The following is a 13,368-nucleotide window of genomic DNA, read 5'->3' as shown; positions in this document are numbered from 1 at the left end:
CGCCACCACCGCCGCCGGCCGAACCGCCGCCCGACGAGCCTCCTGACGACGACGAGGCAGTAGCCGACGACGAGAGCGTGGAGATCCCGGCGGAGAACGCGGCCGCATGGAAGCCGGACGACCCGGCGTACCAGCCGGGCGAGTTGCCCTCGCCGTACAGCACGGCCAGCTCGTCGGCCCACTTCTTCTCCTGGCCGAACACGACGGCATAGGGCAGCAGGGTCTCGTACAGCTTCAGCTTGACGCGCGGGTCGGAGACGTCGACCGGCACCCGCTCGGCGCCCTGCGGCGACTGCAGCATCCGGATGCGATCGGCCTCGGCCCACTCGATGAACTGCTTCAGCCCGTGCAGGTGGTCGCGCACCTCGGCGCCGGCGGCGGTGAGCGGCTTGCGCGACACCAGGCCGGCGACGACCAGCACGACGAGCACCGCGCCGATGATCAGCAGGATCGGCACCACGGGTGTCACGTAGGCCACCAGGGCGCCGATGCCGAACAGCAGCACGAGCACCGCAGACACGATCGCGATCACCACGGGCCACGCTCGCACCCGCGCCGGCACGGCACGACGCAGTCCGCGCGTCGACAGCTCCGACGTCGCCGCCTTCAGCACCTTCTGCGCCGTCGACGAGAAGCGGGTGTCGGTGCGACCGAACTCGAACTCCTCACCCGGTGTGCCCGTCGGGAAGAGGCCGGGCAGCAGCATCCGTCCGTCTCCGTCGGCGAGAGAGGGATCGACGAGCACGGCCTTCAGCTTCGTGCCGCCGAACAGTTTCGCGGGTCCTTCTTCGATGCGGATGCTGCCCACCACCGCCTGCTCGAGCACCTCGGCCGGGATCGCCTTCGTCGTATGGCCGAGCAGCACCGCGCTCTCGAGGGCGTCGATGCCGCGCGGCGGGGTGTACTCGGCGATGATCACGGGGCGACCGCGCTCGTCGCGGAGGTGCCGCGCACGCGCGACGGCAGCCAGCACCACGGCGGTGCCGAGTCCCAGCAGCGCCACGATCGCCTGCAGCCAGCCCCAGGGCGAGCCGAGGTACGACGTGTCGAATTCGGTGAACGTGTCGGGTTCGAACCCGATCGCGATCGTCATGGTCTGGTACGGCTGCAGGTCCGAGACGGATGCCGTGACCGCACCGTCGACCTCCGACATGTCGCACCTGCGCGTGTCGTCCTGGTATCCGGCGTAGCAGGCCAGCCCACCGGTGCGGGCGGCATCCACCTCGTCCGCCATGGTGACGCGCGCCGTGACACGACCGAACGACTGCGGCCAGCCGGTGCCGTTGACGTCCCAGTAGAACTCGTCCGAGCCGGTGTCGGCGAAGTACCGGGTGACGTTCTCGAGGCTGTACGTGAAGACGTAGGTCTGGCGGCCGTGGACGAAGCCGTCGGCGCGCGACGTCATCGAGAAGAGACCATCGTCCGCCTCGGTCTCGGCCTCGCGCGGCGCACCGTTCTCGTCGGTGATCGACACGAGCTGCGGGTTCAGCGGCGCGCCCTGGTAGGAGTCGGGGATCTCCCGCCGCATGCCGTGATTCTGGTCGAACTCGGGGAACAGCGCCACGAACGTCTCGACGACGGTGAGCGTGCTGGTGCCGTCCTCGGCGCGACCGAGCTGGTACTCCACATCGAGGCTCTCGAACGAGAAGTCGTCGACGTCCGCACGAGCAGGGGCGGCGACGACGCCCACCGCGAGCAGGCCCATGAGAACGGCGAGCAGCAGCCCTGCGATCCGCGCCACTCCCCCCGGACGGCGCGGGCGCCCTGATGCTGAGACCGAAGACGACATGCGGCCAGCCTAGGGTCCTCGGCCTGCCCTACTCTTGACGATATGACCGACCGCCGTCTCGCCATCGACGCCTGGGAGAGCCTCTTCCGGGCCCAGCACGAGGTGTTCGGCGACATCAACGGCGACTTCGACGAAGAGCAGCTGAGCCAGGCCGAGTACGACGTGCTCCTCACGGTCACCCGCTCCGACGACCTCACCGCCCGGCTGCGCGACGTGACCGCGAACATGCTCATCAGCCAGCCCAGTGTGTCGCGTCTCGTAGACCGCATGGTGGCCCGCGGACTGCTCACGAAGTGCGCGGATCCCGACGACGGGCGCGGGGCGCTCGTGCACGCGACGGATGCCGGTGCATCGCTGTTCCGCCGGATCGCCAGCGCCCACGGCAAGGCCATCGCCGAGCGGATGTCGCTGCTCTCGGACGACGAGCTCTCCCAGCTGCGCGAGCTCACGGCCAAACTGCGCAAGAAGCAGCCCGGCTGCTGATCATCCCCGGTCGCTGAGCTTCTCGAAGCGCGTCCTTCGCCAGGCTCAGGAACCGGCGCTCACGGCGTGCGGCGCCGGAGCGTGAGCGACGCGAGGATCAGCGCTCCCACCGCGAACGCCACCACGACCAGGAGCGGTCCGAAGACGTCCCACCCCTGGTCGCCCGCGGTCACGGCGTTGATGGTGTCGATGGCGTAGCTCAGCGGCAGCACCTTCGAGATCTGGTACAGCGCCTCGGGCATGTCCTCGCGCGGCATGAACAGGCCGCCGAGGATGATCTGCGGGAACACGATGAGCGGCATGAACTGCACCGCCTGGAACTCGGTGCGTGCGAAGGCGCTCGCGAGCAGTCCGAGTGCCGTGCCGAGGATCGCGTCCACGACGGCCACGAGTCCCAGCTGCCACAGCGGCCCCTCGACCTCGAGGCCGCACACCCACACCGCGAAGGTGACGGTGATGACGGCCTGCAGTGTCGCCATCAGACCGAACGCGAGGCCGTAGCCGAGGATGAAGTCGGTCTTCGCGATCGGGGTCGTCATCAGGCGTTCGAGCGTTCCCGAGCGGCGTTCGCGGAGCGTCGTGATCGACGTGATGAGGAACATCACGATGAACGGGAACAGCGCCAGGATCGGACCGCCGAACTGGTCGAACACCCCCTCCTGGTCGCTGAACAGCCACGCGAACAGCCCGACGAGAAGGCTCGGCGCCACCAGCATCAGGACGATCGACCGCGGGTCGTGGCTGAGCTGGCGGAGCACGCGCCCGGCCGTGGCGAGAGTGAGCATGCCGTTCATGAGGCGCTCTCCTCATCGGCGGAGGGCGCGGCCGGCGGGCCGGGGGTAGGCGAGTGCGGATGCTCCGCCTGCTCGCGCGCCTCGCGGCGGGTGAGCGGGGGCGGTTCGGCGGTCTCCTCGGCAGACGGCTCCGGTCCCTGAGCCCCGCCCGGTCCCTGAGCCCCACTCGGTCCCTGAGCCTGCCGAAGGGCGTCGCGTTCGATGAGCGCCAGGAACGCGGCATCCGGATCCGTCGTCCCGGTGTCGGCGAGCAGGCCGTCCGGTGTCGTGTCGGCGATGATGCGGCCCGCCCGCAGGAGCACGAGGCGGTCGCACCGCAGCGCCTCGTCCATGACGTGACTCGAGACGATGAGCGTCGCACCCGCGTCGGCCAGACCGCGGAACACCTCCCACAGCTCGGCCCGCAGCAGCGGATCGAGCCCGACCGTCGGCTCGTCGAGCACGAGCAGCTCCGGTGCGCCGAGCATGGCCACGGCGAGCGAGACGCGGCTCTCCTGCCCACCGCTGAGCGAGTCGATGGTCTGATCGCGCTGGTCGGCGAGCCCCACCTGTTCGATGACGCGGTCGACGTCGCTGCCCGGCGCGCCGACGAGCCGCGCGAAATACCGCAGGTTCTGCTGGATCGTGAGGTCGCCGTACACCGACGCCGCCTGCGTGTCGTACGCCACCCGCCGGCGCAACGTCTTCGAGCCGCCCGGTTCGCCGAGCACCGTCACGGTGCCGCCCGCGATCTTCTGCACGCCGACGATCGCGCGCATCAGCGTCGTCTTGCCGCAGCCGGACGGCCCCATCAGCCCGGTGATCTGCCCGCGCGGGATGTCGAGGTCCAGCGCGGTGAAGACCTCGGTCTTCCCCCGTCGCACATCCAGGTCCCGCACGCTCACGGCGTCCATGCGCTCAGAGTAGACCCGCATCACCAGCGGTTGTGGACCTCCTCCGCCCAGCCCAGGATGCCGTCGAACCTCACCGCGTCGCCGCCGGGTACCGCGAACGTCCCGGCCCAGTGGCCGAAGCACTGGTCGGTGCGCGAAGCGACGATGCCGAGGTTCGTGCGGGTCACCTTGTCGTAGAAGGGCGTGAAGGATGCCGCGAGCCCGCCGCCGGTGATGCGCCAGGGCCTCCGCCACTCGGCGATGTCGTAGTCCCACTCCAGCTCGTCGTGGATCTTGTGCAGGCGCCCGTCGACCAGCGCGGCGTTCTCGGTGGAGCCGGTGCCCTCGGTCCAGCGGCCGCCGACCTGGATGCCGATGGTATGCCCTCCTGAGACGCCCGAGCCCGCGCCCCAGTTCCAGCGGATGTCATACGGCCAGCGCCCGCGACCGTGGTCGAGCACCGCCCACGACTCCCCCGCCGGAACGTCGTGCGTGACGCCGTCGACGGTGACCGATCCGGAGGCGGGACGGGCGACGTCCTTGACGGTGTACTGGAAGCGCGTCGCACTCCACGGCACCACGACGGCCAGGCGCTCGTGGCCGGCCGGCAGTGCGGCGAACACGTCGAACGAGGCATCCGGAATCCGGGCACGCAACCGTGTGCCGCCCTCCTCGGGAAGGACCTCGATGTCGAGATCCTTCGCGCGACCGCGGGCGGGCCCGGTCTCGACGCCGGCCGGCAGCTCAAAGTCCCGCGCCGGAATGACGGTCGCACCCTGGGACCACGTTCGCTCGGTCGCCCTGTCGAGCACCCACACCTCATGCACGGCGGCGTAGTCGATCGACGACACCGTGAGCGCGAGGATGTGCGTCGGCGTCGTGACGTTCCAGTACTCCCACCGCTTGTTGCGCCCGCGGCCCCGGCCGATGCCGGACGTGTCGACGATCGGCTGGCGCGCCCAGCCGATCGCGTCGGGGTTGACCCGTCCGTTCGGCAGTGTCAACGCCACGGGCGCGGTGAGCTCGCGCTCGGTCATGCCGGATCCTTCCGCGTCGGGCCGACGGACGACTCCGCGCGGTCGGGGCGGCGCGACGAGGCATCCCGCAGCCGGTCGTTGATCGCCCGCATCACGTCCTCGGGCACCTTCACGAAACGCCGGTCGTACGTGACGAGGCCGTTGACCTCCTCCTCGACGTCGGCGAGCTGCGTGTACACCGTGGCCGCGAGCCCGCGCTCGATGGCCGGGGCGATCTCGCGGTCATGCAGACGCTCGAGCGCCGCCACGAGCTGGTCGCGGGAGCGGTACTTCTTGTAGCCGAACGACGTGCTGCTCCAGGTGTGCGAGGGCACCGCGAGGCTGTAGCCGCCGTACTCGGTGAGGGCCAGCACGCGGGCATCGGCGCGGCGCGGCGGCCTCACCGCGCGGAAGTAGATGTGCAGGCTCCGCAGGTCGCCCGCACCCTGATCGTGCCAGCCGCTCGCGTGGTCGATGGGCCGGGTCGGGTCGAGTGCGCGCACCGCAGCCGCGATGCGGGCCGCGTCGAACTGGCCCCAGCCCTCGTTGAACGGCACCCACAGCGAGATCGACGTCACGCTGCGCAGGTGCTCGATCATGTCGCGCAGCTCGCTCTCGAACTGCTCGCGCCCGGCGGCATCGGCGCGCCCGAAGCGGCCGTGCTTGCGGTCGTCGAGCGTCGGAGAGGCGATCGCCGGTGCCGAGACGACGAGCGGGTTGTAGGCCGTGCCGCCGCTGACGGCGTCCTGCCAGACGAGCATGCCGAGGCGGTCGCAGTGGTGGTACCAGCGCAGCGGCTCGACCTTGATGTGCTTGCGCAGCATCGTGAAGCCCATCCGCTTCGCGAGACGGATGTCGTATTCCAGCGCCGCATCGGACGCCGCGGTGTAGCCGCCATCGGGCCAATACCCCTGGTCGAGCAGCCCGACCGGCAGGTGCGGCTCGCCGTTGAGCAGCAGGCACGGGAACCCCCGCTCGTCGACGCCGACGCCGAACGACCGCATCCCCACGTAGGACGCCACCCGGTCGTCGCCCAGCGTCACGCGCACGTCGTAGAGGAACGGGTCGTCGGGCGTCCACGTCTTCAGCGGTCCATCGAGCGTCACCGGCGTCGGCTCGCCGACCGGGAGGACAACGGATGCCGCCACCCGCGTGCCGTCGAGCACGTGGACCTGGGCGTGCTCGGCGCCCTCGGCGTGCTCGCTGTGCACCGTGACGACGACCGTGCCGGCATCGAGATCGGGCGTGAGCACGAGGCGGTTCACCGCGACACGGGGCACGATCTCGAGCCAGACGGTCTGCCAGATGCCCGACTGCGGCGTGTACCAGATGCCGCCGGGGCGGCCCGACTGCTTGCCGCGCGCCAGCCACGAGGCATCCGTGACGTCCCGCACGGCGACGACGAGCTCGTGCTGCGCGGAGGCGGCGAGCGCCGAGGTCACGTCGATCGAGAACGGCAGGTAGCCGCCGGTGTGTCCGCCGACCTCGGTGCCGTCGACGGCGACGCGGCACGACTGGTCGACGGCGCCGAAGTGCAGGATCGCGCGCTCGCCCTCGCGCAGCGGCCGGGGCAGCGCGAACGACCGCCGGTACCAGAGCGTCTGGTCGGCGCGCAGCGTGCGGCCGACGCCCGACAGCGTGGTCTCGGGCGAGAACGGCACGACGATGCGTCCGTCCCAATCGACGGGCGGCCCCGCCGGGTCGGCGACCGCGAGCGGGTCTGTATCCGCGCGCTGGTCAAGTCGCAGCGCGGTGATCGCGTAGTCCCAGGGCCCGTTGAGATTGACCCAGTCGCCGCGCACGAGCTGCGGTCGCGGGTAGTCGGGCAGCGGCGAATCGGCGTCGAGGTCGTCGGCCCACGGCGTGAGCAGGGTCATGCCGGGGCCTCCGTCGTCGGTGCGATGCCGGGCATCCGTCGACCCCAGCGCAGTAGGGAGCCCCGCGGCGCAGCGGAGGGCGCGGGCGAGGGAGGTTCTGCGGGCATCGGCATCCTTGCTGACGGTCCGGGCGAGGTGGTTCGATCCTAGGCGGACGTAGTCTGGGCGCCATGCACACGCGCACGCAGGCGAGGCTGCAGGTCGTCGCCGGTCCCATGTTCGCCGGCAAGTCCGAGGAGCTGCTGCGTCGCGTGCGCCGCGCGCGCATCGCCGGCCTGTCGGTCGAGGTCGTGAGTCACGCGCTCGACCACCGCCGGGGCGAGGGGCAGGTCAGCTCCCACTCGGGGCTCAGCGTGCCGTCGCGGTCGGTGCCCGATGTCGAGACGCTGGTCGCCTCGGTGCGCGGCCGCGGACTGGACCTGCTGGCCGTCGATGAGGCGCAGTTCTTCGGCCCCGGCCTCGTCGACGCCGTGGACGAACTGGTCGCCGAGGGCATCGACGTGGTGGTCTCCGGACTCTGCGTCACCTTCGACGGGCGGCCTTTCGAGCCGCTGCCCGAGCTCATGGCGATCGCCGAAGACGTGCTCAAGCTCACCGCCGTCTGCGCGGTGTGCGGAGAGGATGCCGCGTTCCACCAGCGGCTGTCGTCCGCCGTTACCGGCGACCCCCTCATTCCGACGACCGAGCAGGTCGGCGGCATCGAGTCGTATCAGGCGCGGTGCCGGCGCCATTTCACGGGCGCCGCTCGGGCATAGCGGCGCAGAACGACGGATGCCTCGTCCCGGCCGGGACGAGGCATCCGATCTGCTTCGCGGAACTGTCCTCCGCAGAGCCGCGCGACTACTGCTCGATCGGCTGCGGAGCCTCATTGGACTCGTGCGCCTGGATCGTCGGCGCGCCGCCCTCGGACATGACCTCGATCTTGCGCGGCTTGGCCTTCTCGCTGACCGGGATCGTCACGCTGAGCACGCCGTTGTTGTAGTTGGCCGAGATGCGCTCGGTGTCGATGCCCTGGCCGAGGTTGAGCTGGCGCAGGAAGCTCGCCGCCTCGCGCTCGCGGGTGATCCACTTGACGTCGTCGCCGCTGTGCAGCGTGCGCTCGGCGCGGATCGTCAGCAGCTGGCCGTCGACGTCGATGTCGACCGAGCCCGGATCGATGCCGGGCAGGTCGGCGGTCAGCACGTAGTGGTCGCCGTCGCGGTACAGGTCCATCGGCATGCGCCGCGGGCCGCGCCGCTGCTCGAAGAGACTCGACGCGAGGCGGTCGAGGTCACGGAACGGGTCGTAGGTGGCCATGGGAATCTCCTCTCTGTCTGGGAGTTGAGCCCACTCGGCTCAACTACGTACAGATTAGCACTCGGCATGGTGGAGTGCTAAGACTGTTCGTGTTCGCTCAGGACGAACAGAGGCACCTCTCAGCACTCGATGACGTTGACCGCGAGCCCGCCTTCGCTGGTCTCCTTGTACTTGTGCGACATGTCGATGCCGGTCTGCCGCATGGTCTCCACGACGGCGTCCAACGAGACGTAGTGCGACCCGTCGCCACGGAGCGCGAGCCGGGCGGCCGTCACCGCGGTCGACGCGGCGATGGCGTTGCGCTCGATGCACGGGATCTGCACGAGGCCGCCGACCGGGTCGCAGGTCAGGCCCAGGTGGTGCTCCATCGCGATCTCGGCCGCATTCTCGATCTGCCGGTTGGTGCCGCCCATGACCGCCGTCAGCCCCCCGGCCGCCATCGCGCAGGCCGACCCGACCTCAGCCTGGCAGCCGCCCTCGGCGCCGGAGATGGAAGCGTTGGCCTTGAACAGCGAGCCCAGCGCGGTGGCCGTGAGCAGGAAGCGACGGATGCCGCGGCGACGGTTCGCCTCGGCGACCTGCTCGTCGTTCCACTGCGCCGGCTCGGGGGCGGCGGCGCCCTGGCCGGGGTAGCCGAGCAGGGCGCTGCCGACGAGCTCGCCGTACGGGGTGACCGCATTGCCCGCACCCAGACCGGAGTCCGCGAGGAACCGCCACCAGTACATCGCCACCGCGGGCACGATGCCGGCGGCGCCGTTCGTCGGCGCCGTCACGACACGTCCGCCGGCGGCGTTCTCCTCGTTGACGGCGAGCGCGAATGCGCCCAGCCACTCCCCCGGCAGCTCGCGCCGACCGTCCGCCTCCGCAGCCTCGAGCTGCTCGCGGATCGACGCCGCGCGGCGCTTCACCCCCAACATGCCCGGGAGCACGCCGCCGGAGGCGAGGCCGGCCCCGACGCAGGCGGCCATCGCGTCCCAGATGAGATCGAGCCTCGCGGCGATCTCGTCGTCGGGACGCAGCGACTCCTCGTTGATGCGCGCGGCCTCGGCGATCGTGATGCCGCGCTCATCGCAGAGCGCGAGGAGCTCCTCGGCACTCGCGAAGTCGAGCGGGTATTCCTGCGCACGGGACCCTGCACCGGGCGAGGCGGGCTGATCGCCCTCGCGGCGGATGAACCCCCCGCCGACGGAGTAGTAGGTCTCGCGGGCGAGGAGCCCGGCATCCGACACGTCGGCGAGCGGTGCGACCGACGAGGCCCCGGTGTCGCGCAGTCCCGCCACCGCGGTGGGGCGCGCCGGTCCGTCGTCGGGCGACGCCCACGCCTCCAGCGTCATCGCGTTCGGATGACCGGGCAGCCGCGTGCGCGGGGCGAACACGACATCGCCGCGGGCGAACGGCACGGCGCGGATGCCTGCGAGTTCGAGCGACTGCCCCTCGGGCCAGGCGCTCCACGCCGCGCGGACAGCATGCGGATCCACCGTCTCCGGCTCCAGGCCTCGGAGACCCGCCACGACCGCGTCCGGGGTGCCGTGGCCGATGCCGGTTGCGCCGAGCGACCCGTACAGCGTGCAGGTGACGCGCCCGACCTGGGGCAGTACGCCGGTCTCGCGCAGGCGGACGACGAAGTCATGGGCGGCCCGCATGGGTCCGACCGTGTGGGAGCTCGAGGGTCCTACGCCGATGGAGAACAGCTCGAACGCCGAGACGTAGGCGCTCATCGCCACCAGGCTAACGCTCTCGGACGTGCGGTCTGCCTGCCGTTACCGAGTCGTGAGGGGCAGGATGCCTCGGCACGGGCCGTCAGCCGGTGCAGAGTGATCGCTCACGCCGGCGGGTGAAACGACACCAGCCCCAGGGTGTTGCCCTCCGAGTCCTCCACGAACGCCTGCCACTCCTCGTGACCGGCCGGGCCGAGCGCGTCGTCCTCGTGGGTGAAGATCACGTGGGGCGCCGTCACGACGCGGGTGCGTTCCCGAAGGCGCTCGACAGCGACGCGCACATCGTCGACCTGCAGATAGTGCAGTGCCCTCGGCGCTCCGCGGTCGAGTAGCAGCCGGACACCGTCGAGGTCGAAGAAGAGGAGCCCCGGCGGGTCGAACACCGCCGTCGGCGGCACCCCGAGGAGGTCGGTGTAGAACGCGGCGGCGCGCTCGAGGTCGTCGGCGTGCTGGGCGACCTGGACGAGCCTCATGGCGTCATTCTGCCGCGACGTGCGTACCGCGCACCATTGCCTCTGGCGCATCCGTCGGCGGTGCGATAGGCAGGTAGCAGCCCCGCGCGCTCGCGACGGAGGCGGTTCGAGAGAGGGTGCGCGATGCTCTTCGTCCTTTACCTCATCCTGCTCATCGGCGGCATGTACCTGGTGGGCTCCGCCTTCGCGGCGCCGTTTCTGCCCGCCCTGGTGTTCGTCGCGGGGGTGCTGTGCATCTCGCTCGCGGTGGCCCTTCCCATCGCGGCCCAGCGGATCGACAGCGGCCCGCGCAAATAGCCCGCTGCCCCGCGGACCGGGCGTCGATCGTGCTCTCCGTCGACTGCTGCGTGGCGTGTGACGCCCGGAGCGCCGTTTGTCAACCCCGGCGGTGCCCGGCTCCTCGTCGGTGACAATCGACTCGCTGCATCAGCGCGGAGGCACCAAATGAGAACAGCGATATCTGCATCGCCATCGTCCGGCACCGGACAGGAGAGGTGAGCGAACGATGGTGATGCTCGAACCCCAGGCTCGTCCGACAGGACGGCAGTACGACCTGCAGCGCGTGGATCAGTCGACGTGGATCATCCGCGACGCGCATGTCCCCATGAGCGACGCGAGGAGCCTCGTCGCCTGCGTCAGCCAGGCGCCCCTGGACGGCGTCGACGTGCTGTGGCTGAACCCCGTCGGTCTGCCCACCCACTACCGCACCGCCGACGCGGTGCTGCGCGACCTGACCCGCCATGGTCGCCGCAGCACCGGGACCACGCGGCCGATACCGATCCCCCACCGTCCGCCCGTGAAGCCCGGCCGCCGCTGATGCGGCTGCGGCGATGAGGCGTCCGCTCGGCGACGAGTCGCTCTCCGTCCTCATCCACGGCTACGACTTCGGCGAGCGCGTCTGGCGGCGGGTGCGCGACGGTGCGCGATCCGCGCCGATGCGATTGCTGGGCCGCGACGCGCTCTTCGTGCGCGGCTCGGAAGGCGTGGCGCTGTTCTACGACGAGACGCGCATCGCCCGCCACGGGGCGATGCCCTCGATCGTTCAGGAGACCCTCTTCGGGCACGGCTCGGTTCACAGCCTCGACGGCGACGAGCACCGGCACCGCAAGGCGACGTTCGTGGACGTCGCCTACGAGGATGCCGAGGTCGAGCGCCTGCAGCCCCTGCTCGAGCGGGAGTGGCGCGAAGAGCTCGACGCGTGGGTGCGGGGCGGAGAGCGCACGGCCTACGACGCCGCGGTCGGAGCGCTGGGCCGGGCGATCATGGTGTGGGCCGGGCTGTCGGGCACGGCCGCGGCGAAGACCCGCTGGTCGGCGCGTCTGGCACAGATCGTCGACGGCTTCGGCGCACCCTACTCGCCCGCCTACGTCGCGGCCGTCGTGAATCGGCTCTGGTCGGACCGGCACGCGCGGCGGCTGATCGAGGCCGTGCGCGCGGGGGACCTCGCCGCGCGCGAGGGGACGGCGCTTCATTCCTGGGCATGGCACCGCGACCGCGCCGGCGAGCCCCTGCCCGCGCGGCTCGCCGGGGTGGAGCTCCAGAACACCCTCCGGCCCACGATCGCCGTCGCCCGCTTCGTCGCCTTCGCCGCGAAGGAACTGCACGACCGGCCCGAGTGGCAGGCCCGCATCGCGGCCGAGACGGCGGAACGGGGAACGCTCGGGGGAGGTCCCCTCGCGATCATGTTCGCGCAGGAGATCCGCCGCACCGCACCCTTCGTGCCCATGCTCCCCGGATGGGCGATCCAGGACGTCGAGCTCGACGGACAGCGCCTGTCGGCCGGTGGGCGCGTCGTTCTGGACATCCTCGGCACCGACGTGGATGCCCGTTCGTGGCAGGACCCGGCGACCTTCGACCCCGAGCGCTTCCGCGGCGTCGAAGACTACGAGGCGTTGACGGCGTTCATCCCGCACGGTGGTGCCGAGGTGGCGACCGGGCACCGCTGCCCGGGTGAGAAGATCGCGATCACCGGCCTCGCGACGGCGATCGCCGCGCTGAGCGACCCCCGGCTGACGGTCCTGGACTCGGGCCTCTCGGTGAACCGCCGCCGGCTTCCGACGAAGCCGAGATCGGGAGCACACGTGCGGGCGGACGCAACGCCGTCGCGCTGCCCGGTCCACTGACACAACGCGCCGGCCTGCCGGCCGCGCCCGCGGACCCGGCCGCGCCCCCGCCCGCCAACCCGCGTGCGGCTTGACGCGCGTGCACGGATTCGCTGTCGCATTTAACCCGTATGGTCGTATACGGTATACGTACCTACTAGTTATGGAGCGTGCCGCGATGACCCTCACATTTTCTCCCACCTCGCCGCGAACGGTGATCGTCACCGGCGCCGGCGCCGGCATCGGCCGAGCCACCGCCGAGCTGTTCGCTCGTGCCGGGGACACCGTCGTGGTCGCCGACATCGCGCAGGACCGGCTGGAGCGTCTCGTCGCCGAGCTCGATGGTTGCGACGTGCGCGCCGTCGCCGGCGATCTGACGGATGAGAAGGTTGTCCGACGCGTCGTGGAAGCCGCCGGAGACCGCCTCGACGTTGTCGCCAACGTCGCCGGCATGATGGACGGCATCATCCCCGTGGACGAAGTCGACGACGGCACGTGGCAGCGAGTGTTCGACATCAACGTGAACACCGTCATGCGGATGACGCGTGCAGCCGTTCCTCTCCTGCGCCGCAGCGGAGGAGGAGCCGTCGTGAACATCGCGTCCGAGGCGGCACTCCGCGGCTCCGTCGGCGGGGCTGCGTACACCGCGTCGAAGCACGCCGTCGTCGGACTCACGAAGAGCTGTGCCGTGATGTACGCAGCGGAGGGGATCCGCACCAATGCGATCGCACCGGGCGCGGTCGCCACGGAGCTCGATATCTCCGTCCGCTCCGAATTCGGCGCCGGCCGGGTCGGCCCGATCATGCTCGCGACGATGACTGCCCCGGCGTCGCCTGCTCAGATCGCGGGTACGGTCTTCTGGCTCGCCAGCGACCACGCATCGAACATCAACGGCACGACCATCGTCTCGGACGGCGGCTGGTCGGCCATGTGAGGCCGACGACGGCG

General features: G+C 70.9%; 14 protein-coding genes. 6 read left to right on the top strand and 8 right to left on the bottom strand.

Annotated features, from left to right (window positions below; genetic code table 11):
* Positions 1-1,789 (bottom strand): DUF2207 domain-containing protein (locus ACI3KY_RS15735; protein ID WP_404931090.1); only part of this gene is annotated, 1,789 nt, incomplete at its 3' end.
* A gap of 42 nt (positions 1,790-1,831) precedes the next feature.
* On the opposite strand from ACI3KY_RS15735, the gene ACI3KY_RS15730 reads away from it, so the two are divergent.
* Entirely contained in the window at positions 1,832-2,272 is a 441-nt protein-coding gene (locus ACI3KY_RS15730) for a MarR family winged helix-turn-helix transcriptional regulator (RefSeq protein ID WP_404931089.1), read from the top strand.
* A 59-nt stretch (positions 2,273-2,331) separates the two neighbouring features.
* Here ACI3KY_RS15730 and ACI3KY_RS15725 read toward each other — a convergent pair whose 3' ends face one another.
* Genes ACI3KY_RS15725 through ACI3KY_RS15710 form a run of 4 tightly spaced genes read right to left on the bottom strand, consistent with a single transcriptional unit; the run spans position 2,332 to position 6,831 of the window.
* Positions 2,332-3,066 (bottom strand): ABC transporter permease, encoded by a 735-nt coding sequence (locus tag ACI3KY_RS15725; RefSeq protein ID WP_404931088.1) that lies wholly within the window; start codon positions 3,064-3,066, stop codon positions 2,332-2,334.
* Entirely contained in the window at positions 3,063-3,959 is an 897-nt protein-coding gene (locus tag ACI3KY_RS15720) for an ABC transporter ATP-binding protein (RefSeq protein WP_404931087.1), read from the bottom strand. Before ACI3KY_RS15720 ends, ACI3KY_RS15725 begins: the two co-directional genes overlap by 4 nt.
* Before the next feature lie 20 nt (positions 3,960-3,979).
* Entirely contained in the window at positions 3,980-4,975 is a 996-nt protein-coding gene (locus tag ACI3KY_RS15715) for a DUF2804 domain-containing protein (protein ID WP_404931086.1), read from the bottom strand.
* Positions 4,972-6,831 carry a glycoside hydrolase family 2 protein gene (locus tag ACI3KY_RS15710; RefSeq protein ID WP_404931085.1) on the bottom strand — a complete coding sequence of 620 codons (1,860 nt, stop codon included), beginning with the start codon at positions 6,829-6,831 and terminating at the stop codon, positions 4,972-4,974. Before ACI3KY_RS15710 ends, ACI3KY_RS15715 begins: the two co-directional genes overlap by 4 nt.
* Before the next feature lie 170 nt (positions 6,832-7,001).
* On the opposite strand from ACI3KY_RS15710, the gene ACI3KY_RS15705 reads away from it, so the two are divergent.
* Positions 7,002-7,586 (top strand): thymidine kinase, encoded by a 585-nt coding sequence (locus tag ACI3KY_RS15705; protein ID WP_404931084.1) that lies wholly within the window; start codon positions 7,002-7,004, stop codon positions 7,584-7,586.
* 85 nt (positions 7,587-7,671) lie between these two features.
* Here the strand turns inward: ACI3KY_RS15705 and ACI3KY_RS15700 are convergent, their stop codons facing one another.
* The 3 genes from ACI3KY_RS15700 to ACI3KY_RS15690 form a co-directional block, all read right to left on the bottom strand.
* The gene (locus tag ACI3KY_RS15700; RefSeq protein ID WP_404931083.1) at positions 7,672-8,127 is read right to left on the bottom strand and encodes an Hsp20/alpha crystallin family protein; all 456 of its coding nucleotides are present in this window, start codon (positions 8,125-8,127) and stop codon (positions 7,672-7,674) included.
* 119 nt (positions 8,128-8,246) lie between these two features.
* The gene (locus ACI3KY_RS15695; protein WP_404931082.1) at positions 8,247-9,845 is read right to left on the bottom strand and encodes an L-serine ammonia-lyase, iron-sulfur-dependent, subunit alpha; all 1,599 of its coding nucleotides are present in this window, start codon (positions 9,843-9,845) and stop codon (positions 8,247-8,249) included.
* A 104-nt stretch (positions 9,846-9,949) separates the two neighbouring features.
* Positions 9,950-10,318, bottom strand: a complete 369-nt coding sequence (locus tag ACI3KY_RS15690; RefSeq protein WP_404931081.1) for a VOC family protein — start codon at positions 10,316-10,318, stop codon at positions 9,950-9,952.
* 123 nt (positions 10,319-10,441) lie between these two features.
* Between ACI3KY_RS15690 and ACI3KY_RS15685 the strand changes: the two genes are divergently transcribed.
* The 4 genes from ACI3KY_RS15685 (at position 10,442) to ACI3KY_RS15670 (ending at position 13,354) form a co-directional block, all read left to right on the top strand.
* The gene (locus ACI3KY_RS15685; RefSeq protein WP_194412942.1) at positions 10,442-10,615 is read left to right on the top strand and encodes a hypothetical protein; all 174 of its coding nucleotides are present in this window, start codon (positions 10,442-10,444) and stop codon (positions 10,613-10,615) included.
* 214 nt (positions 10,616-10,829) lie between these two features.
* Positions 10,830-11,135 carry a hypothetical protein gene (locus ACI3KY_RS15680; RefSeq protein ID WP_404931080.1) on the top strand — a complete coding sequence of 102 codons (306 nt, stop codon included), beginning with the start codon at positions 10,830-10,832 and terminating at the stop codon, positions 11,133-11,135.
* A 13-nt stretch (positions 11,136-11,148) separates the two neighbouring features.
* Positions 11,149-12,441: a cytochrome P450 gene (locus tag ACI3KY_RS15675; RefSeq protein ID WP_404931079.1), complete on the top strand. Its 1,293-nt coding sequence runs from the start codon at positions 11,149-11,151 to the stop codon at positions 12,439-12,441.
* Between the two features lie 157 nt (positions 12,442-12,598).
* A complete protein-coding gene (locus ACI3KY_RS15670) occupies positions 12,599-13,354 on the top strand; it encodes an SDR family NAD(P)-dependent oxidoreductase (RefSeq protein ID WP_404931078.1) in 756 nt (251 codons plus the stop codon).
* Positions 13,355-13,368 lie beyond the last annotated feature (14 nt).

The sequence above is a fragment of the Microbacterium sp. ZW T2_14 genome (genome assembly GCF_044987405.1).
Classification (GTDB): Bacteria; Actinomycetota; Actinomycetes; order Actinomycetales; family Microbacteriaceae; genus Microbacterium.
This window is presented reverse-complemented; position numbering and strand designations above follow the sequence as displayed.

What these genes read in the sequence shown, in the direction of transcription:
- ACI3KY_RS15730 (WP_404931089.1), top strand. Translation starts at nt 1,832, where the DNA reads ATGACCGACCGCCGTCTCGCCATCGACGCCTGGGAGAGCCTCTTCCGG.
- ACI3KY_RS15725 (WP_404931088.1), bottom strand. Translation starts at nt 3,066, where the DNA reads ATGAACGGCATGCTCACTCTCGCCACGGCCGGGCGCGTGCTCCGCCAG.
- ACI3KY_RS15720 (WP_404931087.1), bottom strand. Translation starts at nt 3,959, where the DNA reads ATGGACGCCGTGAGCGTGCGGGACCTGGATGTGCGACGGGGGAAGACC.
- ACI3KY_RS15715 (WP_404931086.1), bottom strand. Translation starts at nt 4,975, where the DNA reads ATGACCGAGCGCGAGCTCACCGCGCCCGTGGCGTTGACACTGCCGAAC.
- ACI3KY_RS15710 (WP_404931085.1), bottom strand. Translation starts at nt 6,831, where the DNA reads ATGACCCTGCTCACGCCGTGGGCCGACGACCTCGACGCCGATTCGCCG.
- ACI3KY_RS15705 (WP_404931084.1), top strand. Translation starts at nt 7,002, where the DNA reads ATGCACACGCGCACGCAGGCGAGGCTGCAGGTCGTCGCCGGTCCCATG.
- ACI3KY_RS15700 (WP_404931083.1), bottom strand. Translation starts at nt 8,127, where the DNA reads ATGGCCACCTACGACCCGTTCCGTGACCTCGACCGCCTCGCGTCGAGT.
- ACI3KY_RS15695 (WP_404931082.1), bottom strand. Translation starts at nt 9,845, where the DNA reads ATGAGCGCCTACGTCTCGGCGTTCGAGCTGTTCTCCATCGGCGTAGGA.
- ACI3KY_RS15690 (WP_404931081.1), bottom strand. Translation starts at nt 10,318, where the DNA reads ATGAGGCTCGTCCAGGTCGCCCAGCACGCCGACGACCTCGAGCGCGCC.
- ACI3KY_RS15685 (WP_194412942.1), top strand. Translation starts at nt 10,442, where the DNA reads ATGCTCTTCGTCCTTTACCTCATCCTGCTCATCGGCGGCATGTACCTG.
- ACI3KY_RS15680 (WP_404931080.1), top strand. Translation starts at nt 10,830, where the DNA reads ATGCTCGAACCCCAGGCTCGTCCGACAGGACGGCAGTACGACCTGCAG.
- ACI3KY_RS15675 (WP_404931079.1), top strand. Translation starts at nt 11,149, where the DNA reads ATGAGGCGTCCGCTCGGCGACGAGTCGCTCTCCGTCCTCATCCACGGC.
- ACI3KY_RS15670 (WP_404931078.1), top strand. Translation starts at nt 12,599, where the DNA reads ATGACCCTCACATTTTCTCCCACCTCGCCGCGAACGGTGATCGTCACC.